Origin of the sequence: Rhodopseudomonas sp. BR0M22, assembly GCF_010907035.1 — a bacterium.
GTDB lineage: Bacteria > Pseudomonadota > Alphaproteobacteria > Rhizobiales > Xanthobacteraceae > Rhodopseudomonas.
In genome coordinates, this window is record NZ_QUMK01000003.1 from 63370 (window position 1) to 85201 (window position 21832).

At 65.6% G+C, this 21832-nt stretch carries 18 protein-coding genes; 13 read left to right on the plus strand and 5 right to left on the minus strand.

Annotated elements, in window-relative coordinates:
- Window positions 1-135: 135 nt before the first annotated feature.
- The 3 genes from DY468_RS01630 to DY468_RS01640 all read left to right on the plus strand — a co-directional run bounded on the left by DY468_RS01630 (window position 136) and on the right by DY468_RS01640 (window position 4012).
- Entirely contained in the window at window positions 136-1524 is a 1389-nt protein-coding gene (locus DY468_RS01630; RefSeq protein WP_164601769.1) for a class II 3-deoxy-7-phosphoheptulonate synthase, read from the plus strand.
- Window positions 1525-1854: 330 nt separating this feature from the next.
- Window positions 1855-2208 carry a diacylglycerol kinase gene (locus DY468_RS01635; RefSeq protein WP_164601771.1) on the plus strand — a complete coding sequence of 118 codons (354 nt, stop codon included), beginning with the start codon at window positions 1855-1857 and terminating at the stop codon, window positions 2206-2208.
- Between the two features lie 46 nt (window positions 2209-2254).
- Window positions 2255-4012 (plus strand): NAD+ synthase, encoded by a 1758-nt coding sequence (locus DY468_RS01640; protein WP_164601772.1) that lies wholly within the window; start codon window positions 2255-2257, stop codon window positions 4010-4012.
- A 24-nt stretch (window positions 4013-4036) separates the two neighbouring features.
- On the opposite strand, the gene DY468_RS01645 is transcribed toward DY468_RS01640, so the two are convergent.
- Window positions 4037-4612 carry a hypothetical protein gene (locus DY468_RS01645; protein ID WP_164601774.1) on the minus strand — a complete coding sequence of 192 codons (576 nt, stop codon included), beginning with the start codon at window positions 4610-4612 and terminating at the stop codon, window positions 4037-4039.
- A gap of 470 nt (window positions 4613-5082) precedes the next feature.
- On the opposite strand from DY468_RS01645, the gene DY468_RS01655 reads away from it, so the two are divergent.
- A complete protein-coding gene (locus tag DY468_RS01655) occupies window positions 5083-5508 on the plus strand; it encodes a cupin domain-containing protein (RefSeq protein WP_164601776.1) in 426 nt (141 codons plus the stop codon).
- 52 nt (window positions 5509-5560) lie between these two features.
- Here the strand turns inward: DY468_RS01655 and DY468_RS01660 are convergent, their stop codons facing one another.
- Window positions 5561-6742 carry a DUF2865 domain-containing protein gene (locus DY468_RS01660; protein WP_164601778.1) on the minus strand — a complete coding sequence of 394 codons (1182 nt, stop codon included), beginning with the start codon at window positions 6740-6742 and terminating at the stop codon, window positions 5561-5563.
- A 196-nt stretch (window positions 6743-6938) separates the two neighbouring features.
- Window positions 6939-7247 (minus strand): hypothetical protein, encoded by a 309-nt coding sequence (locus tag DY468_RS01665; RefSeq protein WP_164601780.1) that lies wholly within the window; start codon window positions 7245-7247, stop codon window positions 6939-6941.
- Window positions 7248-7550: 303 nt separating this feature from the next.
- Here DY468_RS01665 and cysS point away from each other — a divergent pair, with 303 nt between their 5' ends.
- The 6 genes from cysS (at window position 7551) to DY468_RS01690 (ending at window position 14754) form a co-directional block, all read left to right on the plus strand.
- Window positions 7551-9011: a cysteine--tRNA ligase gene (gene cysS / locus DY468_RS01670; protein ID WP_164601782.1), complete on the plus strand. Its 1461-nt coding sequence runs from the start codon at window positions 7551-7553 to the stop codon at window positions 9009-9011.
- 325 nt (window positions 9012-9336) lie between these two features.
- Window positions 9337-9468 (plus strand): hypothetical protein, encoded by a 132-nt coding sequence (locus tag DY468_RS24880; protein WP_271102509.1) that lies wholly within the window; start codon window positions 9337-9339, stop codon window positions 9466-9468.
- The gene (locus DY468_RS01675; protein WP_164601784.1) at window positions 9468-9974 is read left to right on the plus strand and encodes a GNAT family N-acetyltransferase; all 507 of its coding nucleotides are present in this window, start codon (window positions 9468-9470) and stop codon (window positions 9972-9974) included. The genes DY468_RS24880 and DY468_RS01675 overlap by 1 nt, the downstream gene beginning before the upstream one ends.
- Window positions 9971-11569, plus strand: coding sequence for a citramalate synthase (cimA, locus tag DY468_RS01680; RefSeq protein WP_164601786.1), 1599 nt, complete (start codon window positions 9971-9973; stop codon window positions 11567-11569). The genes DY468_RS01675 and cimA overlap by 4 nt, the downstream gene beginning before the upstream one ends.
- A gap of 204 nt (window positions 11570-11773) precedes the next feature.
- Complete coding sequence (locus DY468_RS01685) at window positions 11774-13333, plus strand: acetolactate synthase large subunit (RefSeq protein WP_164601788.1); 1560 nt, start codon at window positions 11774-11776, stop codon at window positions 13331-13333.
- 11 nt (window positions 13334-13344) lie between these two features.
- A complete protein-coding gene (locus DY468_RS01690; RefSeq protein ID WP_164601790.1) occupies window positions 13345-14754 on the plus strand; it encodes an FAD-binding oxidoreductase in 1410 nt (469 codons plus the stop codon).
- Between the two features lie 24 nt (window positions 14755-14778).
- Here the strand turns inward: DY468_RS01690 and DY468_RS01695 are convergent, their stop codons facing one another.
- A complete protein-coding gene (locus DY468_RS01695) occupies window positions 14779-16848 on the minus strand; it encodes a c-type cytochrome (protein WP_164601792.1) in 2070 nt (689 codons plus the stop codon).
- A gap of 188 nt (window positions 16849-17036) precedes the next feature.
- A complete protein-coding gene (locus DY468_RS01700; RefSeq protein WP_164601875.1) occupies window positions 17037-17636 on the minus strand; it encodes an LOG family protein in 600 nt (199 codons plus the stop codon).
- Between the two features lie 195 nt (window positions 17637-17831).
- On the opposite strand from DY468_RS01700, the gene DY468_RS01705 reads away from it, so the two are divergent.
- From DY468_RS01705 to pssA, 3 genes are all read left to right on the plus strand, one after another.
- The gene (locus tag DY468_RS01705; protein ID WP_164601794.1) at window positions 17832-19829 is read left to right on the plus strand and encodes an ABCB family ABC transporter ATP-binding protein/permease; all 1998 of its coding nucleotides are present in this window, start codon (window positions 17832-17834) and stop codon (window positions 19827-19829) included.
- 52 nt (window positions 19830-19881) lie between these two features.
- The gene (locus tag DY468_RS01710; protein ID WP_164601796.1) at window positions 19882-20580 is read left to right on the plus strand and encodes a phosphatidylserine decarboxylase; all 699 of its coding nucleotides are present in this window, start codon (window positions 19882-19884) and stop codon (window positions 20578-20580) included.
- 74 nt (window positions 20581-20654) lie between these two features.
- A complete protein-coding gene (gene pssA, locus DY468_RS01715; protein WP_164601798.1) occupies window positions 20655-21524 on the plus strand; it encodes a CDP-diacylglycerol--serine O-phosphatidyltransferase in 870 nt (289 codons plus the stop codon).
- Window positions 21525-21832 lie beyond the last annotated feature (308 nt).

The window sequence follows — 21832 nt, forward strand, 5'->3', positions numbered from 1 at the left end:
CAACAAAATAGGCTTTTCCCGCAAGGGGTTGTATCCTTGGGCGGATTTCCAACTAGCGGTTGGCTGGGCGGCTGTGTATAACGCGGCCGCCGCGACCCATTTTTAACTGGCGGCTTGTTTCTTCAGGAGTGGCCTATGTCCGAACGCTGGACACCCGATAGCTGGCGCGCCAAGCCGGTGCAGCAGATGCCGCAATATCCCGACGCGAAGGCGCTCGCGGATGTCGAGGCGCAGCTCACGAGCTTTCCGCCGCTGGTGTTTGCGGGCGAGGCGCGCAACCTGAAGAAGGCACTGGCGACCGTCGCGGCCGGCGACGCTTTCCTGCTCCAGGGCGGCGACTGCGCCGAGAGCTTCGCCGAGCACGGCGCCAACAACATCCGCGACCTGTTCCGCGTCTTCCTGCAGATGGCGATCGTGCTGACCTATGCGGGCGCTTCGCCGGTGGTGAAGGTCGGCCGTATCGCCGGCCAGTTCGCCAAGCCGCGTTCGGCCCCGGTCGAGAAGCGCGACGGCGTCGAGCTGCCGAGCTATCGCGGCGACATCATCAACGACGTCGCCTTCACCGAGGAAGCCCGCGTGCCCGATCCGCGCCGGCAGATCGAAGCCTACCGGCAATCGGCCGCGACGCTGAACCTGCTGCGCGCCTTCGCCAAGGGCGGCTACGCCAGCGTCGAGAACGTGCATAGCTGGATGCTGCAGTCGGTCAGCGACAGTCCGCAGTCGAAGGCCTATGCGGATCTCGCCGATCGCGTCTCCGGTGCGCTGGATTTCATGCGCGCCTGCGGTCTGACCTTCGCGGTCGATTCCTCGCTTGGCACCACCGATTTCTACACCAGCCACGAGGCGCTGCTGCTCGGCTACGAGCAGGCGATGACCCGCGTCGACTCGACCACCGGCGACTGGTACGCGACCAGCGGCCACATGCTGTGGATCGGCGACCGTACCCGCCAGCTCGACCACGCCCATGTCGAGTATTTCCGCGGCATCAAGAATCCGATCGGCCTGAAGTGCGGTCCGTCGCTGAAGACCGACGAACTGCTCAAGCTGATCGACATCCTCAATCCCGAGAACGAGCCGGGCCGGCTGACGCTGATCGGCCGTTTCGGCCATGAGAAGATCGGCGAGCACCTCCCGGCGATGGTTCGCGCCGTGAAGCGCGAGGGCCGGACGGTGGTGTGGTCGTGCGATCCGATGCACGGCAACACCATCACGTCGAACTCCGGCTACAAGACCCGGCCGTTCGATCGCATCCTGTCGGAAGTCCGGTCGTTCTTCGCGGTTCACGCCGCGGAGGGGACGCATGCCGGCGGCGTGCATCTGGAAATGACCGGCCAGAACGTCACCGAGTGTCTCGGCGGCGCCCGCGCCATCACCGACGAAGACCTCAACAACCGCTATCACACCGCCTGCGATCCGCGGCTCAACGCCGAACAGTCGATCGACATGGCGTTCCTGATCGCGGATCTCCTCAAGCAGGGCCGCGCCGGCAAAGCCAGCCCGCTGCAGGCGGCGGCCGGGCTGTAGAGGCTCGGCTTGCCGTTGAAGTGGCGCGCGATCGGGATGCCCGCCGCACGCACAACCTCATGGTGAGGAGGCGCGCAGCGCCGTCTCGAACCATGGGCCACTGGTGCAGTGTGGCCCCATCCTTCGAGACGCCCGGCTGCGCCGGGCTCCTCAGGATGAGGACTCAGTGCAAGGTGGCGAGGGCGATATTGCATCCATCAAGCGCTCGAGACCTGCTCTGCGCGGATGGCCGACGGGCAGGTGATCCGAGCCTTCACTTGCTTGGCTTTCCAATACGCAGGTGCCCGCGACACGCGCGGGCATGACGATACATAGGGGCTGCGGAATCAGGTGCTGAGGTTCTGGCGGGCGACGATCAATTCGTGGCGCGGACTGAAATTCGCGACCCGCTCCGAGGCTGCGATCCGCGAAGAGCTGGTCGCGCTCGTCCTCGCCGTGCCCGCCGCCTGGCTGATCGGCACCACGGCGACGCGGCGCGTCGAACTGGTCGCGGTAGTGGCGCTGGTGCTCACGGTCGAGCTGCTCAACACCGCGATCGAAAAGCTCGCCGACCGGCTCACCACCGAACACGACCCGCAGATCGGCCGGGTCAAGGACATGGGCTCGGCGGCCGTCGGCGTCGCGCTGGCCATCGCCGGTCTGGTCTGGCTGTTCGCGCTGGCTGAGCGGCTGGGGCTGCTCTGACGCAGCGCCGATTGCGGAGGCCGCGGCCTGCGGCTACATCTCGGCCATGACCGAAAATGCCGCCCGCCTGACGATCTCGCTCGCCCAGCTCAACCCGACGGTCGGCGACATCGCCGGCAATGCCGACAAGGCGCGCGCCGCGCGCCGCCAGGCGGCTGCCGACGGCGCCGATCTGATCGTCTATCCGGAATTGTTCATCGCCGGCTACCCGCCGGAAGATCTGGTGCTGAAGCCGGCGTTCCAGGCAGCCTGCCGCGCCGCCATCGAGGAGCTGGCGCGCGAGACTGCCGACGGTGGCCCGGCGATGCTGATCGGCTCGCCCTGGGTGGACGGCGGCAAGCTGTACAACGCCTGCGCGCTGCTCGACGGCGGCCGGATCGCGGCGGTCCGCACCAAGGTTAATCTGCCGAACTACGGCGTGTTCGACGAGAAGCGGGTGTTTTCCCGCGGGCCGGTGTCAGGCCCGATGACGATCCGCGGAGTGCGGATCGGCGTGCCGATCTGCGAGGACACCTGGCTGGAGGAATCCGACGAGTACGAGAACGTTGTCGAGTGTCTGGCCGAGACCGGCGCCGAGATCCTGATCGTGCCGAACGGCTCGCCTTACGCAGGCGGCAAGACCGACATGCGGATGTCGGTGTCGGTGGCGCGCGTCACCGAGAGCGATCTGCCGCTGGTCTACGTCAATCAGGTCGGCGGCCAGGACGAACTGGTGTTCGACGGCGCCTCGTTCGTACTCAACGCCGATCGCACGCTGGCCGCTCAGTTGCCCGGCTTCGTCGAGAGCATCACCACGCTGAGCTTCGTGCGGGGCGCGGCGGGCTGGCGCTGCGACGGACCGGTCGCACCGGTGCGCGAAGGCGACGAGGCCGACTACGCGGCCTGCGTGCTCGGCCTGCGCGACTACGTCCGCAAGAACGGCTTCCCCGGCGTGCTGCTCGGCATTTCCGGCGGCATCGACTCGGCGCTGTGCGCGGCGATCGCGGTCGATGCGCTCGGTGCCGACAAGGTTCGCGGCGTGATGCTGCCGTTCCGCTACACCGCGCAGGTGTCGCTCGACGACGCCGGCCGGCTCGCGGGTGCGCTCGGCTTCGGCTACGAGGTGCTGCCGATCGCGCAAGCCGTCGAAGGCTTCGAGGCGATCCTGGCCAAGCCGTTCGCAGGCCTCGAACGCGACATCACCGAGGAGAACCTGCAGGCGCGCACTCGCGGCACGCTGCTGATGGCGATCTCCAACAAGACCGGCGCGATGGTGGTGACCACCGGCAACAAATCGGAGATGAGCGTCGGCTACGCCACGCTGTACGGCGACATGAACGGTGGCTTCAACCCGATCAAGGACATCTACAAGACCCAGGTGTTTCGGCTGTCGTCGCTCCGCAACCGCTGGAAGCCGGACGATGCGCTCGGCCCGGACGGCGAGGTGATTCCCGAAAGCATCATCATCCGCCCGCCGACCGCGGAGCTGCGCGAAAACCAGACCGACCAGGATTCGCTGCCGCCTTACGACGTGCTCGACGCCATCCTGCAGCGGCTGGTCGAACGCGAGGAGCCGCTCGCCAGCATCGTCGCCGAAGGCTTCGACAAGGACACCGTCGTCCGCATCGACCGCCTCCTGAACATCGCCGAATACAAGCGCCGCCAGGCCGCGCCGGGCGTCAAAGTCACCCGCAAAAACTTCGGCCGCGACAGGCGCTACCCCATCACCAACCGTTTTCGCGATAAGGCGGAAGCGCTGCCGGCGCCGGACGAGACGCTGGTGGCGAAGGCTGGGCGGGCGTCGAGCGAGGCGTTCGAGGGGTGATTGTCTCGTTTATGGACGAATAGGTCATCGCATTGCCCGGGAGAGATCTGCAATACGCGTGATTTCATCGTGCATAGGACCGAATGGATATTTCTTCCCGAGAAGGACGAATGTCTTTGTTTTCGGGTCGACCAGTCGAAAGATGTGACTAAGAGCTTCGTCAGCAAGGTCGGAGTCTTCGACCATTGGGCTAGGAAGGATGTAGCCGGCAATATCGCCTAGCAGATATTCGTCCAGCCGCTCGTCGAAGTGCTCTATGGCGTTGCGAAGCTCGCGATTCTGTAGCGGCGAGTTGTTGCTGACTGCGAAGAGTTGCCGCAGTCGAGCGCCTCTCGCTCTTGGAAGCGCCTTTTTCTCGACAGGGAAGAAAAACCGCGAAAGAGCGGCCGCATGGCCTAATGCTTCTTGTGCGCTCGCTACGGTGGCCGACGCGGATTGAGCCAACTTTGCGCCTTCGGAAAAGTCTGCAAAGGCAACTTCGGCTCGTTCGGCTGCGTAGTAAATGGCTTCAATGTAAAACGCGATGAATATGGGTTGAATCCCATCGCACTCAGTTACGATGAGCTTGGCGCGCCTTTCAAGTTCAGGTTTGTCGAGCATGGTCGCTCCGAATTTCAATATTTCAAGTAGCTAAATTGTTTCTAGAGTATGTAGCGCTGTAGCCTGAATGAAACGGAATCCGAGGCTTGGTCGCTCCCGCCATTCCAAGATTTTATTCCGCATCATCTGGACAGCTAGATCTTCAATTCATCTCCGCCCAATCCTCGACTCGTAATGGCGAAGGCCCGCGGTTGATCGCGGCGCACAAACGCTTTCCTGCCTTCAAAGCGAAAGGCCGCTGGCAGCTCGACGGCCTGACCGCTGTCGGTCGTGAAGATCTTGGCGGTCCGGGAAGTCACCTGCGGCCTCCAGCGCGCGATGAATATCGCCAGTGTATCGTCGACAGGGGATATCAGGAAGCTCGGCAGCCGAGGCTACTACCATCTTGGTAGAACGTCCTTCCCAACACCCGTGGTCTCTGCCAGACTTTCACCACGCCCGCGCAGACGGGTGGATGATGGAGGAACGTCATGCTGACACGGAGAGGATTTGCGGCGGTCGCAGGCTGTGCGATCTGCAGCATCGCGGGGTTCGGGGCGACCGAAGCGTTCGCGCAAGGTGCGGCCGCGACCACGGCGAACGGCGTTACGCGCAAGATCCTGAGCCGCACCGATGGCCCGGCGGCGGGTTATGAGACGATCATCATGGACGTGACGCTCGATCCCGGCGCGGCCGTCGGTCGCCATACCCATCCCGGTATCGAGTCGACCTATGTGATGGAGGGCGAACTCGAGCTGCCGATCGAGGGGCGGCCGACCCGGACGGTGAAGGCCGGCGACGCCTTCCAGGTGCCGCCCGACACGCCGCATGCCGGCGGCAAGGCCTCGACCACCAAGACCCGGCTGATGGTCAACTACATCGTCGAAAAGGGCAAGCCACTGGCCAGCCCGGCCTGAGGCGTCCAGCGACGGGGAGGCCAGGGCCGCACGCGAGGGCGCCGATCGCTGCTTACTGGGCGGTCGGCGGGGTCTGGTAGAATTTCGGACCGACGGTGCGGATCTTGCTCGGATCGGTCGCGGGCGCGCCGGGGTCCGGCTGATTGGACGCGGTGGCGGGCGCGGCTTTGCCGCCGCTCTTGGCCGAGGTGCGCTGCGTCGGCGGCGCCGACAGCTTCTTGGCGCTCTCTTCGGTGACGATGATGTCGCCATGCTCGGCGGCGGAGCGATCGTCGACGCCCTTCATGGCGTCGGCCCAGGTCTGGTTCGCCGGCTTGCAGCTGCAGGACGGGTTGAACGACTGGCGATAGCGGAACGCGTTCGGCAGCGAGGTGTAGGGCTGGCCGTTGATCGAGACCGCCTGGTTCATGTCCTGCCCGGGATTGCGATAGGCGTACAGCGACGCCTCCGAGGCGGGGCACAGGCTCTTGCAGGTGCGCTCGTCGTCGGCGAACCGGCTCGGCACGGTGGCGAACGAGATCGGGAAATAATAGCCGTCGCAGCTGCGCACGCAGACGGTGCGGAAGGTGCCGCCTTCGGCGTTGCCGTAGTCGCCGCCCGGCATGCCGAACCCCGGCGCCGGGCTGCTGTTGCCGCCGTTGAACAGATTGTTGAAAAGGCCGCCGCCCTGCTGCTGCGCCGCTGCGGCGTATTGCGGGCCGCAATTGTTCTGCGCCAGCGACTGAATCACCGAGCGGCGCTGATTTTCGCGGTCGTTGCCGCCGGGGCCGCCGCTGCGCAGCCGCTCCAGCGACGAATTCATCTGGTCGAGATTGCCGCGCATCTGCTGGATCTGGTTGTTGATCGGGCCGCATTGCGCCGACTGGCCGCTGAACAGCGAGAAGAAGCCGGAGCTTTCGCAGCCCATCCGCTTGGCCTGCATGCTGACGCGGTCGAGCTCGGCCTGCTGGCGGTTGGCGGCATCTTCGAAACGGCGGATCTGGTCGGCGCGGCCCTGGTCCATGCCGCCGCGGTCGATCGAGGCGAGCTGCGCTTCCAGCCGCGGGCAGATCGGGTTCACCTGGCCGCCCTGCGCGCCGGCGGGCGGCGCCTGCTGATAGCCCGGCGAGTTGTAGCCGGACGGGGGCGGATAGCCCTGCTGGGCGAGCGCGGCGGAAGACAGCGTCGATGCGGCGAGTGCGACAGCGCCGGCGAACAAGCGGAGACGAGTCGCGGAGTCGAACATGTCGGGCATTCAGCAATCCGAACGGGGGATGACGTCGGCGATCCGCCGAATCACCTCGACAAATTCGCACGATCGGGCCGCGGAAAGCTCCCGTTGAGCCCGCGGCGACGCCCGGTTCTTAGCCGCTTCTTTCGGCAGGGTCACGTCGTTTCCGGGGCGTCTCTGTGGCGAAGCCGCCACCGGCGGCCGGCCGGTCGGGACGCGGTCAGCGCTGGCAGGTGATGGCGACGTATTCGCTGCAGCCGCCATGGGTGCAGGCCGGACCGCCCGATTTCGGCACCGCGCCGGTGATTTCGTCCGGATCGACCCGCCGATAGGCCACCGCCTGCGCGAATTCGCGGGACTGGCAATAGGCCGCCGCTGCTGGAGCCCCGCATTTCTCGCTGCGGGCGAGGCACAGGTCGACGCCGTAACCGTCGGGCTGATTGGCGACGATGAAGACCCGGCTATCGGCAAAGGCCGACGAGGCGGCAACCAGCGCTGCACCGGCGAAGAGGGCGGGAATCAGTTTCATGGCGCACCAGGAACGAGGGGATGACCTCCATCCGATACCCCTAAAAGGGTTAAGAATCGTTAACCATGCGGCGGAACCCGGGGCGGAATCGTGCGCCGGTCGCGACGAAAATCGGGGGCCGCCCGCCGCTTCGGGCGATCGACGGGCTTGACGACGGGTAGGGCGCTCGCCATGGTGCGGCGATGAACGGTTTCCTCGCCATTTGCATTCGCTGCGAGATTATTAGCTAGCTGACACGCTGGCTGAGGCCGTCTTTTCTCCTATCGAGAGCTCTGGACGCCCGGCCGCAGGGGACGGGTATCCATGGAATTGCGCCTTTACGACACGCTGACGAAGGAGAAGCGCCGCTTCGCGCCGCTCGATCCGGCCAACGTGCGGATGTATGTCTGCGGCCCGACGGTCTACGACTTCGCTCATATCGGCAATGCCCGGCCGGTGATCGTGTTCGACGTGCTGTTTCGGCTGCTGCGCCATCTCTATGGCGAGGCCCAGGTCAAATACGTCCGCAACATCACCGACGTCGACGACAAGATCAACGACCGCGCCGCGCGCGACTATCCCGGCCTGCCGCTGAACGAGGCGATCCGCAAGGTCACCGAGCAGACCGAACGGCAATTCCACGACGACGTCGATGCGCTCGGCTGCCTGCGGCCGACCGTCGAGCCGCGCGCCACCGAGCATATCGGCGAGATGCGCAGCATCATCGAAAAGCTGGTCGTCGGCGGCTTCGCTTATGTCGAGCAGGACCATGTGCTGTTCTCGCCCGGCGCGATGAACGCTGCCAACGGCGTGCTGCCGCGCTACGGATCGCTCGCCAACCGCTCGCTCGACGAGATGATCGCCGGCGCCCGCGTCGATGTCGCGCCGTACAAGCGCGATGCCACCGACTTCGTGCTGTGGAAGCCGTCCAAGCCCGGCGAGCCGTCGTGGCCGTCGCCGGCTGGCATCGCCACGCCGGGCCGCCCCGGCTGGCACATCGAGTGCTCGGCGATGTCGTGGAAGCACTTGGGCGAGACCTTCGACATCCACGGCGGCGGCATCGATCTGGTCTTCCCGCACCACGAGAACGAAGTCGCGCAGTCTTGCTGCGCCTTCCACACCTCGCGCATGGCGCAGACCTGGATGCACAACGGCTTCCTGCAGGTCGAAGGCGAGAAGATGTCGAAGAGCCTCGGCAACTTCATCACCATCCGCGAGCTGCTGAACGATTGGCCGGGCGAAGTGATCCGGTTGAACATGCTCAAGACGCACTACCGCTCGCCCATCGATTGGACGGTGAAGGGATTGGAAGAAAGTGCGAAGGTTCTCGACGGTTGGTACGAATTCGTTGGTGACATCGAGCCGGCAGAAAATCCGGACAAGATCTTCGTTGAAGCGCTGACAGAAGATCTCAATACGTCGGCAGCAATTGCTCGCCTTCATCAAATGGCGCATCCACCTGTTCTGGAGCAGATGGTGCTGGGTGTTAGCATGTTGGGCGATCGAACCGGCCCGGACGCTCAGTCGCATCTCAAAGCTTCGGCTATGTTACTCGGCCTGTTGTCGCGTGGGAATTCTGAGCGAAAGAAGTCGTTAGTCGAAAATGCCGGCATCGATGTTGAGCAGATCAATCTGCTGATCCACGCTCGTGCCAGTGCGAGAGCCGGGAAAGACTGGAAAGAGTCCGACCGCATCCGCGACGAACTCGCCGCGATGGGCGTGGTGCTGAAGGACGGCAAGGATGCCGATGGCAAGCCGGTGACGACGTGGGAGTTGGCGCGGTGAGTGTCTTTTCCACGGTCGTCATGGCCGGGCTTGACCCGGCCATCCATCGAACAAACGACGCAGCCATTGTTTCGATGATGGATGCGCGGGCATTCGCCGCGCCGAAGGGGCTTCGGCCCCGCAGGCGGGTCGAGCCCGCGCATGACGTGAGTGTGTGTGGCGATACACTGCCTCACCCCGTCATTCCGGGGCGCCCACGCAGCGGGCGAACCCGGAATCTCGTCGCCACAACCTCGGGATTCCGGGTCTGCGCTGCTGGCGCAGCGCATCCCGGAATGACGAGCGTGACTGCAGTCGCAGCAAGACTATCAACGGAGATCGCGCGATGACCGAGCAAAAGCCGACCGGGCGGCCTGATACGCCGTTTCCGAAGCACTGGCTGTACTACATCGCGCTGAAGATTGTGCTGCTGGCCGGCGCCACCGCGCTGGTGCTGAAGCTGTACGGGTTCTGGTGATGAGCACCGCGCAACCCGCCTTGCGGCCGTATCTGCCCGAGGACGCGGCGGTCACTGCTGCGATCTTCGTGGCGGCGATCGAGCAGCTCACCGCGGACGATTACAGCGAGGAGCAGCAGGAGGCCTGGGCCTCGGCGGCTGACGACGATGCCAAATTCGCCGCGCGTCTCGCCGGCCAGCTCACGCTGATCGCGACGCTGGAGAGCATGCCGGTCGGCTTCGCCTCGCTGAAGGGGCCCGACCACATCGACATGCTGTACGTGCATCCCGACTACGTCGGCCGCGGCGCCGGGGCGACGCTGATCGATGCGCTGGAAAAGCTCGCTGGCGCGCGCGGCACCTTGGTGCTCACCGTCGATGCCAGCGACAACGCCGCCGAATTCTTCGCCAAGCGCGGCTACGTCGCCAGGCAACGCAACACCGTTTCGATCAATGGCGAATGGCTCGCCAACACCACGATGACAAAGTCGCTGGCGGATGCCGCCGCGCCCGGAGCCTCCTCATGAGCCGCGAACGTCTCTATCTGTACGACACCACGCTGCGAGACGGCGCCCAGACCAACGGCGTCGATTTCACCCTGCACGACAAGAAGCTGATCGCCTCGCTGCTGGACGATCTCGGCATCGATTACGTCGAGGGCGGCTATCCCGGCGCCAATCCGCTCGATACCGAATTTTTCGGCCAGGATCAGAACCTCGAGCGCGCGACCTTCGCCGCCTTCGGCATGACCCGGCGGCCCGGCCGCTCGGCCTCGAACGATCCCGGCATCGCGATGCTGCTCGAAGCCAAGGCGGGGGCGATCTGCTTCGTCGCCAAATCGTCGGAGTATCAGGTCCGGGTCGCGCTCGAGACCACCAACGAGGAGAACATCGCCTCGATCCGCGACAGCGTCTCGCTGGCGAAGGAGAGGGGCCGCGAGGTGCTGGTCGATTGCGAGCACTTCTTCGACGGCTACAAGGCCAATCCGGAGTTCGCGCTGCAATGCGCCAAGGCGGCCTATGAGTCCGGTGCGCGCTGGGTGGTGCTGTGCGACACCAATGGCGGCACCATGCCGGACGAGGTCGAGGCCATCGTCGGGGAGGTGGTCAAGCACATCCCCGGCGCGCATGTCGGTATCCATGCCCACAACGACACCGAGCAGGCGGTGGCGAATTCGTTCGCCGCGGTGCGGGCCGGCGCGCGGCAGATCCAGGGCACGCTGAATGGCCTCGGCGAGCGCTGCGGCAACGCCAATTTGTGCTCGATGATCCCGACGCTGAAGCTGAAGAAGGAATTCGCCGACAAGTTCGAGATCGGCGTCTCCGACGACAAGCTGGCGAGCCTGGTGCAGGTGTCGCGCGCGCTCGACAATATCCTCGACCGCGCGCCCAATCAGCACGCGCCTTACGTCGGCGGCAGCGCCTTCGTCACCAAGACCGGCATTCACGCCTCGGCGGTGCTGAAGGATCCGCAGACCTATGAGCATGTGCCGCCGGAGTCGATCGGCAACCATCGCAAGGTGCTGGTGTCGGATCAGGCCGGCAAGTCGAACGTGCTGGCCGAGCTGGCGCGGACCAACATCCAGTTCGATCGCGACGATCCGCGGCTGTCGCGTCTGGTCGAGAAGCTGAAGGAGCGGGAAGCGGCCGGCTACGCCTACGAGTCGGCCAATGCTTCGTTCGATCTGCTCGCACGCGGCACGCTCGGCACCGTGCCGGAGTTCTTCCGGGTCGATAAGTTCGACGTCAATGTCGAGCAGCGCTACAACTCGCACGGCCAGCGCGTCACGGTGGCGATGGCGGTGATCAAGGTCGAGGTCGCCGGCGAGACGCTGATCTCGGCCGCCGAAGGCAACGGCCCGGTCAACGCGCTCGACGTCGCGCTGCGCAAGGATCTCGGCAAGTATCAGAAGTACATCGAGGGCCTGAAGCTGGTCGATTACCGTGTTCGTATCCTCAATGGCGGCACCGAGGCCGTCACTCGGGTGTTGATCGAGAGCGAGGACGAGGACGGCCGGCGCTGGACCACGATCGGCGTGTCGCCGAATATCATCGATGCCTCGTTCGAGGCGCTGATGGATTCGGTCGTCTACAAGCTGGTGCAGTCGAACGCGCCGGTATAATTCTGCCTAGTCCTTTCCCCGTCATTGCGAGCCGAAGGCGAAGCAATCCAGCTCCGTGCATCGAGCTGGATTGCTTCGTCGCTTCGCTCCTCGCAATGACGAGAAAACAATGCCCTGAGCGCGGTTGTCATCGCCGCATCCCGCTGACAACATATCCCCCAAACAGGTCGTAGCCCGGCGCAGTCGACGCCGGCCACAGGGGGAATGCTCGTGGACGGGATCAATGGGGCGCAGTCGGTCGTTCAGACGCTGGTGAATTGCGGCGTCGAAGTATGTTTCGCCAATCCTGGCACCTCGGAAATGCACTTCGTCGCGGCGCTGGATTCGGTCAGCGGGATGCGGCCTGTGCTGTGCCTGTTCGAAGGCGGGGTCACCGGTGCTGCCGACGGCTACGGCCGGATCGCCGGCAAGCCAGCGGTGAACCTCCTGCATCTCGGCCCCGGCCTCGCCAACGGCCTTGCCAATCTGCACAACGCCCGCCGCGCCGCGACGCCGATCGTCAACATCGTCGGCGACCATGCGACCTATCATCTGCAATACGACGCGCCGCTCACCTCCGACATCGCCGGCTTTGCCCGGCCGGTGTCGAGCTGGATCCATGAATCCAAGAGCGCCGGCGCGGTGGCGAGCGATACGGCGCGGGCCGTGCAGGCGGCCTGCGCGGCGCCGGGCGGCATCGCCACGCTGATCATGCCGGCGGACGTTGCCTGGAATCCGGCCGCGCGCGCGGCGCACAAGCTGCCGGAGATCGGTCCGGCCAAGGTTGCGGCCGACACCGTCGAGGCGATTGCCAAGCTGCTGTCGAACGGCAAAAAGTCGGCGCTGCTGCTGCGCGGATCGGCGCTGCTCGGCGAGGCGCTGGAAGCGGCCGGACGGGTCGCGGCGAAGACCGGCGTCCGGCTGTTGTGCGACACCTTCGCGCCGCAGACCGAGCTCGGCGCCGGCCGGGTGCCGCTCGAGCGTATCCCGTATTTCTCGGAGCAGATCACCGCCTTCCTCAAAGACGTCGAGCAACTGATCCTGGTCGGCGCCAAGCCGCCGGTGTCGTTCTTTGCTTATCCCGGCAAGCCGAGCTGGGGCGCGCCGGACGGCTGCCTGATCGATTATCTGGCGCAGCTGCACGAGGATGGCGCGCAGGCAGTGAAGGATCTCGCTGCCGCGGTGGGCGCGCCGGCCCAGCCCGCCGCCCGCACTCAGCTCGCGTTGCCCGACCTGCCGAAGGGCAAGCTCAATTCGCTCGGCGTCGCGCAGGCGATCGCGCATCTGACGCCCGACCACGCGATCTACGCCGAGGAGGCCAACACGTCCGGCCTGCCGTTGCAGATGATCCTGCCGAAGGCACGGCCGCACACCCATCTGCCGCTGACCGGCGGCTCGATCGGGCAGGGGCTGCCGCTCGCGATCGGCGCGGCGATTGCGGCCCCGGATCGCAAGGTGATCTGTCCGCACGGCGACGGCGGCGCCGCCTACACCATGCAGGCACTCTGGACGATGGCGCGCGAGCAGCTCGACGTCACCGTGGTGATCTACGCCAACCGCTCCTACGCGATCCTCAACATCGAGCTGCAGCGGGTCGGTGCCTCCGGCGCCGGCGCCAATGCGCTGTCGATGCTCGATCTGCACAATCCGGAAATGAACTGGATGAAGATCGCCGAAGGTCTCGGCGTCGAAGCCAGCCGGGCCACCACCGCCGAGGAGTTCTCCGCGCAATACGCTTCGGCGATGAGTCAGCGCGGCCCGCGGTTGATCGAAGCCTTGATCTGAGGGAGCGGCCGATGACCCTGGATATCGTCGGCACACTTCGCACCATCGTCGGCGACGGCGGCGTGCTCGATGCCGCCGAGCTGTCGAAGCGCTCCGCCGGCACCTATCGGTTCGATACGTTGAAGGCCGCGGCGCTAGTGCGGCCGACCTCGACGCAGCAGGTGTCGGAGATCCTGCGCTGGTGCCACGCCAATGGCGTTCACGTCGTCACCCATGGCGGTCTGACCGGTCTCGTTCACGGCGCCGACGCCGAGCCGAGCGAAGTGATCCTGTCGCTGGAGCGGATGCGCACGATCGAGGAGATCGACCCGAAGCAGCGGACTGCGGTGGTGCAAGCTGGCGTGCCGCTGCAGGCGCTGCAGGACGAAGTCGACAAGCACGATCTGGCGTTTCCGCTCGATCTCGGCTCGCGCGGCACCGCCACGCTCGGTGGCAACGCCGCTACCAATGCCGGCGGCAATCGCGTGATCCGCTACGGCATGACGCGCGACATGATCCTCGGCCTCGAAGTGGTGCTCGCCGACGGCACCGTGCTGTCCTCGCTCAACCATCTGATCAAGAACAACGCCGGCTACGATCTCAAGCAGCTGTTCATCGGCTCGGAAGGCACGCTCGGCGTGATCACGCGGCTGGTGCTGCGGCTGCGCGAAAAGCCGCTCGCCACCAACATGGCGTTCGTCGGTCTCGACAGCTTCGATGCGGTGGCGAAGTTCCTGAAGCATTGCGACCGCGCGCTCGGAGGCACGCTGTCGGCCTTCGAGGTGATGTGGCAGTCGTTCTACCGGCTGATCACCACTGCGCCCGCCAAGGGACGGCCGCCGATCGGGCAGGACCACGCTTACTACGTGCTGGTCGAAAGCCAGGGCTCCGATCTCGACCTCGACAGCCAGCGCTTCACCGCGGCGATGGAGACGGCGCTGGAATCCGGCCTGATCGCGGACGCGGCGATCGCGCAATCGGATGAGGATTGCCGCTCGTTCTGGGCGCTCCGCGACGACGTCGGGCAGGTGCTGCAAGGCGGCCTGCCGATCGTGTTCGACGTCTCGCTGCCGATCGCCGCGATGGAAGGCTATGCCGAGACGTTGCGGGAGACGCTGGAAAGCGAAATCGGCGAGCACCGGCTGTGGATCTTCGGCCATCTCGGCGACGGCAATCTGCACGTCGTCGTGCAGGTCAAGCCGATGGAGTATCTGGCGCTGCGGCCGAAAGTCGAAGCGCTGGTGTACCGGCCGCTCGCCGCCTGCAATGGCTCGGTGTCGGCGGAGCACGGCGTCGGCCTGGAGAAGAAGCCGTATCTCTATGTCAGCCGCAGCGCCAACGAGATCGCCCTGATGCGGACGCTCAAGCTGGCGCTCGACCCCAAGGGCATTCTCAACCCCGGCAAGATCTTTGACCCCGGCCCGGTGGTCGGCGGACGTTGATGGGAGGCCGTTGCGCCGGTGCGATCAGTAGCGCGCGTCCTTCGGCTTCGGGTTCTTCGGCCAATCCTTGACCTTGCCGGGGAAGTCCGGCCGCTCCATGTGGCTGAAATAGGCGGCGACGTCGATTGCCTCCTGGTCGGTCAGTTCGCCCTGGCCGAGCGGGAATTTGTCGTGGCTGGCGATCGGCATGTTGCGTTTGACGAAAGCGGCCGCCGTGTAGGTTCGGGCCATGCCGGCGCCGATGTTGAACGAGCGCGGCCCCCACAGCGGCGGATACACCACGCGGCCGGCCGCGTCCTTCAGCCCTTCGCCGTTATCGCCGTGACACACCGCGCAGCGCGCCGTGTAGATCTCCTTGCCGTTGTCGAGATTGGGCACCAGCGACTGATCGACCTTGCCGACGCCGCGTCCGGCGACCTTGTCCTCCGGCTTGGTCGAGCCCTGCATCCAGTCGAAATACGCCACCATCGCCTTCATATCGGCACCGTCGACCGGCAGCGGTTTGCCGTTCATCGAGCGCAGGAAGCAGCCGTTGATGCGGTCCTCCAGCGTGATGACGCGGCCGGCGCGCGGCGCGTAGCTCGGGAAGAACGCTGCGACGCCGACATAGGGACTGCCATCGGCGACGGTGCCGGCGTTGAGGTGGCACGAGGCACAGTTCAGGTCGTTGCCGACATTGTCCGGCAACAGCGTGTGGGTTTCGGCGTTCAGCCGCATGCCGCGGACGAGCTGCTCGGCGTTCGGCTGCGACAGGATATCGGCGATCCGCGGCGTCTCGAACCGCGAGGTGTCGATCTTCGGATCGAGTGCGGCCCGCGCCGAGGCAATCTGCTCGGCGGTGACAGCACTGGCGTTGCCGCCCCAATTGGCGCGGACGAAGCTGAGGATGTCGGCGATCTCGCGATCGTTCAGACGGGCGAACGACGGCATTGTCCACACCCGCGGATGCGCGGCGGTTGCGGTCGTCTTCCAGCCGGTGAGGGTGATGTGGACCAGCGTCGCCGGATCCTGGGCCGCAATCGTCGGATTGCCGGCGAGCGGCGGAAATACGCCCGGCACGCCGGCGCCGTTGCCGCGGTGGCAATCAGCGCAGAACTGCGTGTAGCCGAGGCCGCCCGGCGTCGAGTAGGTCGACGCCGGCACTTCGGCCATGGTGATCGCGGGCGCCGGCCGGTCGGTCGGCAGCGCCTTCAGATAGGTGGCGATCGCGGTGAGATCCTGATCGGTCATGTGCTGGGTCGAGTGCCGGATCACGTCGGTCATGCCGCCGGCCGCGGTGGCGAAGCGGTTCTGACCGGTCTTCAGCATCTCGACAGTGTCGGGCACGGTCCACAGACCGCGCAGGTTCAGCGCGTTCCAATGCTCGACCTTGGCGCCGGCCAGATAGTCGGCTCCGTTCGGTCCGGCATCGCTCATCGCCTTCTCCTGGAAGGCGAGACCACGCGGGGTGTGGCAGGCGCCGCAATGACCGAGGCCTTGCACCAGATAGGCGCCGCGATTCCACAGCGCGTCCTGGTTCGGCTCCGACCTAAACGGCGAGGCATCGAGGAACGCGACGTTCCAGAATGCGAGACCGATCCGCATGTTGAACGGGAAGCTCATTTCCAGCGGGCGATTGGCCTGCGCCACCGGCGCGAGGCCCTGGGTTAGATACGCCCACAGGGCGGCCATGTCGTCGCCGCTGATCTTGGCGTAGGACGGATACGGCATCGCCGGATAGAGGTTGTGGCCGTCCGCCGCGACGCCCTTGCGCATCGCGCGGTCGAACTCCGAGAACGTCCAGTTACCAATGCCGGTGGCGCGATCGGGTGTGATGTTGGTCGACCACAGGCTGCCGAACGGCGTGTCGAGCTTCAGACCGCCGGCCATCGGCGTGCCGCCGGGGGCGGTGTGACAGGCGACGCAGTCGCCCGCCTGCGCGATGTACGCGCCGCGCTTGATCAGATCGGGATCGACCTTGGTATCGACAGCTTTGAGCGTGGGGTCGAGAGCCGGCGGCTGGACGATCCACAGCGCCGCGCCGCCGATCACGACCAGTGCCGAGGCGGCGAGAAAGGCGAGGGCTTTGGCGGACCGGCCACGGGCTTGGGACATATCGGACTCGATTCGAGGTTTGTTGCGGTGCGACGCTAGGCGCGCCGCAACGCCGCCTCAACTCGGGCCAAGTCCTTAGATCGTCATGGTTTGTCGGAGGGCGTGAGGTATCTCGTTACGAGCAGCCCGACATTCACCCGCGCCGACATGGGGAGCAGAGCCTCAACACAGAGAGGCGGAGCGGGCGCTCACAGCCGCTCGGCAATCTCCGGCGGCATCGCCCGCTCGGACACGGGAGCGGCAGCGGCCTGCAGTTTCGGCAGGATGTCCGCGACCTTGTCGGCCTTCAGCACCTCGACCGCGAGGTTGGGGCGGATGAAGGCGGTGTTGCGCATGTGCGCCAGCAATTCGAGCAGCGGCTGCCAGAAGCCGTCGATATCGGCGATCAGGATCGGCTTGGTATGGCGGCCGAGCTGCTGCCAGGTCATCTGCTCGACGAGTTCTTCGAGTGTGCCGATTCCACCCGGGAGAGCCACGAAGGCGTCGGAGCGCTCGAACATCAGCCGTTTGCGCTCGTGCATATCCTCGGTGACGATCAACTCGGAGACGCGGCCGAGCGCGATCTCCTTGGCGCTGAGAAAGCCCGGAATGATTCCGGTGACCGAACCGCCGTGGTCGAGCACCGCATTGGCCACCGCGCCCATCAGCCCGATCGCCCCGCCGCCGTAGACCAGGCCGACGCCGTTGTCGGCGAGTTCCTTGCCGAACGCAGTGGCGGCCTCGAGAAAACGCGGATTGCTGCCCGGTCCGGAGCCGCAATAGACGCAGACGGTCTTGATCTCGCTCATGGTGGCGGATGTGGCACCGCGGGATGACAGCGTCAAGACGGGCACCGCCATGCCCGTGCAACAGCCTGTTATGACGCAAAGAATCCTCGCCGCAGGGTGCAAGGCGAAGGTGAAACACTATATGAAGACCAGCCCGGCGAGCGATTTCGATCGCGAGATCGGATTCGGCCCACGGACTCTCTCAGGCACCTGTTGATGGCTCACCCTCACTCGCATTCGAGCAGCGGCTCTCCTGTCGCGATTCCGGAAGACGCGACCGCGCAGAAGGCGACGCTCGGCGGCACGCTCGTGCATCTGTGGCCGTACATCTGGCCCGGCGACCGGGCCGACCTGAAGATGCGGGTGGTGTGGTCGATCGTGCTGCTGATCGCCGCCAAGGCGGCGACGCTGGTGGTGCCGTTCACCTTCAAATGGGCGACCGACGCGCTGACCGGGGCCGACACCGCACCGTTCGAGCCGTCGAACTGGACGCTGTGGCTGATCGCGTCGCCGCTGGCGCTGACCGCGAGCTACGGCCTGATCCGCGCGCTGATGGCTGTGCTGACGCAATGGCGCGACGGCGTGTTCGCCAAGGTGGCTATGCACGCGGTGCGCAAGCTGGCGTATCGCACCTTCGTGCACATGCACGACCTGTCGCTGCGGTTTCATCTCGAGCGCAAGACCGGCGGCCTGACCCGGGTGCTGGAGCGCGGCCGGCTCGGCATCGAAGTGATCGTCAGGATGGTGATCCTGCAACTGGTGCCGACGATCATCGAGCTGTCGCTCGTGATGGCGGTGCTGCTGTGGCAGTTCGACTGGCGCTACGTCGCGGCCGTGATGGTCACCGTGGTGTTCTACATGCTGTACACCTACAAGGCGACCGAATGGCGGATCGGCATTCGCCGCCGCATGAACGATTCCGACAGCGACGCCAACCAGAAGGCGATCGACTCGCTGCTCAACTACGAGACGGTGAAGTATTTCGGCGCCGAGGAGCGCGAGGCGAAGCGCTACGACAAGTCGATGCAGCGCTACGAAGAGGCCAGCGTTTCGACCTATACGTCGCTGGCGGTTCTCAATGCCGGGCAAGCGGTGATCTTCACCTTCGGCCTGACCGCGACGATGCTGATGTGCGCCTCCGGCGTGCGTAACGGCACCAACACGGTCGGCGATTTCGTGATGATCAACGCGATGATGATTCAGCTCTATCAGCCGCTGAACTTCATGGGCATGGTGTATCGCGAGATCAAGCAGGCGATCATCGACATCGAGAAGATGTTCGCGGTGCTGTCGCGCAAGCCGGAGGTCGAGGATCGCGCCGGCGCCAAGCCGCTGGTGGTCAGCGCCGGCACCGTCCGGTTCGAGGACGTGAAGTTCGCTTATGATCCGTCACGGCCGATCCTGAAGGGCCTCAACTTCGAAGTCCCGGCCGGCAAGACGGTGGCAATCGTCGGCCCGTCGGGTGCCGGCAAGTCGACGATCTCGCGGCTCTTGTTCCGGCTGTACGACGTGTCCAGCGGCCGGATTACGATCGACGGCGAGGACATCCGGCACGTCACCCAGACGTCGCTGCGCGCGGCGATCGGCATGGTGCCGCAGGATACCGTGCTGTTCAACGACACCATCCGCTACAACATTCGCTACGGCCGCTGGGACGCGACCGACGCCGAGGTGGAGGAGGCGGCCAAGACCGCGCAGATCGACGCCTTCATCAAGGCCTCGCCGAAGGGCTACGAGACCGAGGTCGGCGAGCGGGGGCTGAAACTCTCCGGCGGCGAGAAGCAACGCGTCGCCATTGCGCGAACGGTTCTCAAAGCGCCGCCGATTCTGGTGCTGGACGAAGCGACCTCGGCGCTCGACAGCCACACCGAGCACGAGATTCAGGGTGCGCTCGAGCGTGTGGCACAAAACCGCACCTCGCTGGTGATCGCACACCGGCTGTCGACCATCGTCGGGGCTGACGAGATCATCGTGCTGGCGCAGGGCCGGATCGCCGAACGCGGCACCCATGCGCAGTTGCTGGCGGCCGGCGGGCTTTACGCCAGCATGTGGAACAGGCAGCGCGAGGCCGAAGAGGCGCGTGAGCGGCTGGCGTTGATCGGCGAAGAGGAAACGCCGATTCGTCAACAGGAAGCGTCGGATCTTGCTGCGGATGCGCCAGCCAGGCCGACCAAGCCCGACGACGATCTGGCAACTTCGTCGGCGGCGGAGTAATCGTTGTTGCAGCGCCCTGTTGTAATAGGCTTTCGAAGTTAGGGGACTCCCGATGTCCATCGTCAATTCCGTCCGCGCCCAGATCCCGCCGATTCATCGGGAGGGCTATCCGTTCGTCGGCGGCTTTGCGCTGGCGACGCTGATCCTGTTCTGGATCTGGTCGCCGCTCGGCTGGATCGGCACCGTGCTGACGATCTGGTGCGCCTATTTCTTCCGCAATCCGCCGCGTACCACGCCGGTTCGGGAAGGGCTGGTGGTATCACCGGCCGACGGCCGGGTGTCGATGGTGGTCGACATCATTCCGCCGCCCGAACTGGGCCTCGGTGCCAAGCCGCTGCCGCGCGTCTCGATTTTCATGAGCGTGTTCAACTGCCATGTGAATCGCAGCCCGGTCGCCGGCCGGATCGAGCGGATCGTGTATTCGCCCGGCAAGTTCGTGAATGCCGAGCTCGACAAGGCGAGCGAAGACAACGAACGCAATTCGATGGTGCTGTCGACCGAGCACGGCCAGATCGGCGTGATCCAGATCGCCGGCCTGATCGCGCGGCGGATCGTGTCGTTCGTCCGTGAGGGCCAGCCGCTGGTCGCCGGCGAGCGCTTCGGCCTGATCCGGTTCGGCTCGCGGCTCGATGTCTATCTGCCCGAGGGCACCAAGCCGCTGGTTGCCGAAGGGCAGACCGCGATTGCCGGCGAGACGGTGCTGGCCGACCTCAAGGGCAACGACACTGGACGGACCTACAGGACCGACTAACATCGGGTCCGACCGGCCCGAAGGTTGCCATGATGGCCGCGCAGGATGGTGGTTCCGAGACGAGAGCGAGACAGATGCCTTTCGATCTGAATTCCCCTGAGACGCCGCGTCGCCGGTTCGGGCCGATTCCGGTGCGTTTGCTGGTGCCGAACGTCATCACCCTGCTGGCGATCTGCGCCGGCCTGACCGCCATCCGGCTGTCGACCGAGGGGCGGATGGAGCTGGCGGTCGCCGCGATCGTGTTCGCGGCGGTGCTCGACGGCATCGACGGCCGGGTCGCCCGGATGATCAAGGGCCAGTCGAAATTCGGCGCCGAGCTCGACAGCCTGGCGGATTTCGTCAATTTCGGCGTCGCGCCGGGCCTGATCCTGTATTTCTGGCAGCTCCACGATTTGAACAACGTCGGCTGGATCGCCGCGATGGTGTTCGCGATCAGCGGCGGCCTCCGGCTGGCGCGGTTCAACGCCACCATGGACGATCCCAACAAGCCGGCTTTCGCCGCCAACTTCTTTACCGGCGTTCCGGCCCCGGCCGGCGCCATCACCGTGCTGCTGCCGGTCTATATGGGCTTCCTCGGCGCGCCGACCCCGCCGGCGGTGCTGACCGCGGTCTATACGCTGCTGATCGCGTTCCTGATGGTGTCGCGGCTGCCGGTGTTCTCCGGCAAGACGGTGAAGATGCGGGTGGCGCCCGAAATGGTGCTGCCGCTGTTCGTCTCGGTGGTGTTGTTCATCGCGCTGCTGATCGGCTACCCCTGGCACATCCTGTCGGCGTGTTCGGTGCTGTATCTGCTCAGCCTGCCGGTCGGCTGGCGGTCGTATCGCGACCATCAGCGCACCGCGGCGGCGCAAAAGACCGCCGGGAGCGCGCCCGGCCAGAAGCCGGCGCTGGTCGTGACCGAGCCGATTTCACGCGACGACGACCGTCCGGTGCGGCTCAACTGAGGCGTTTGCCGCGGTTTCGCGATCTGGCCGCAGACCGGAATTCTGCAGCCTGAAGGCTCTGATCGTTGCGGCGGAGCCTCGCGACCGATGCCGTTTACTGCTCGCCTCAACCTCGGACATTCCCGAGGGGCGTCGGCAAAAAGTGAATAGTTTGTTGCTTCGTGATGGTTAGCGGCCCCGCATTCCCGCCAGTCCCCGGTTAACTTTACGCGTCTTTAATGGCGCGCCGCTTACGGTGAAACCGCGCAGCGCAGAACGTGCCGCGCCGCCGCCAGCGCTGGCTGGTGCGCGAGTGGTTGCGTCGGAGT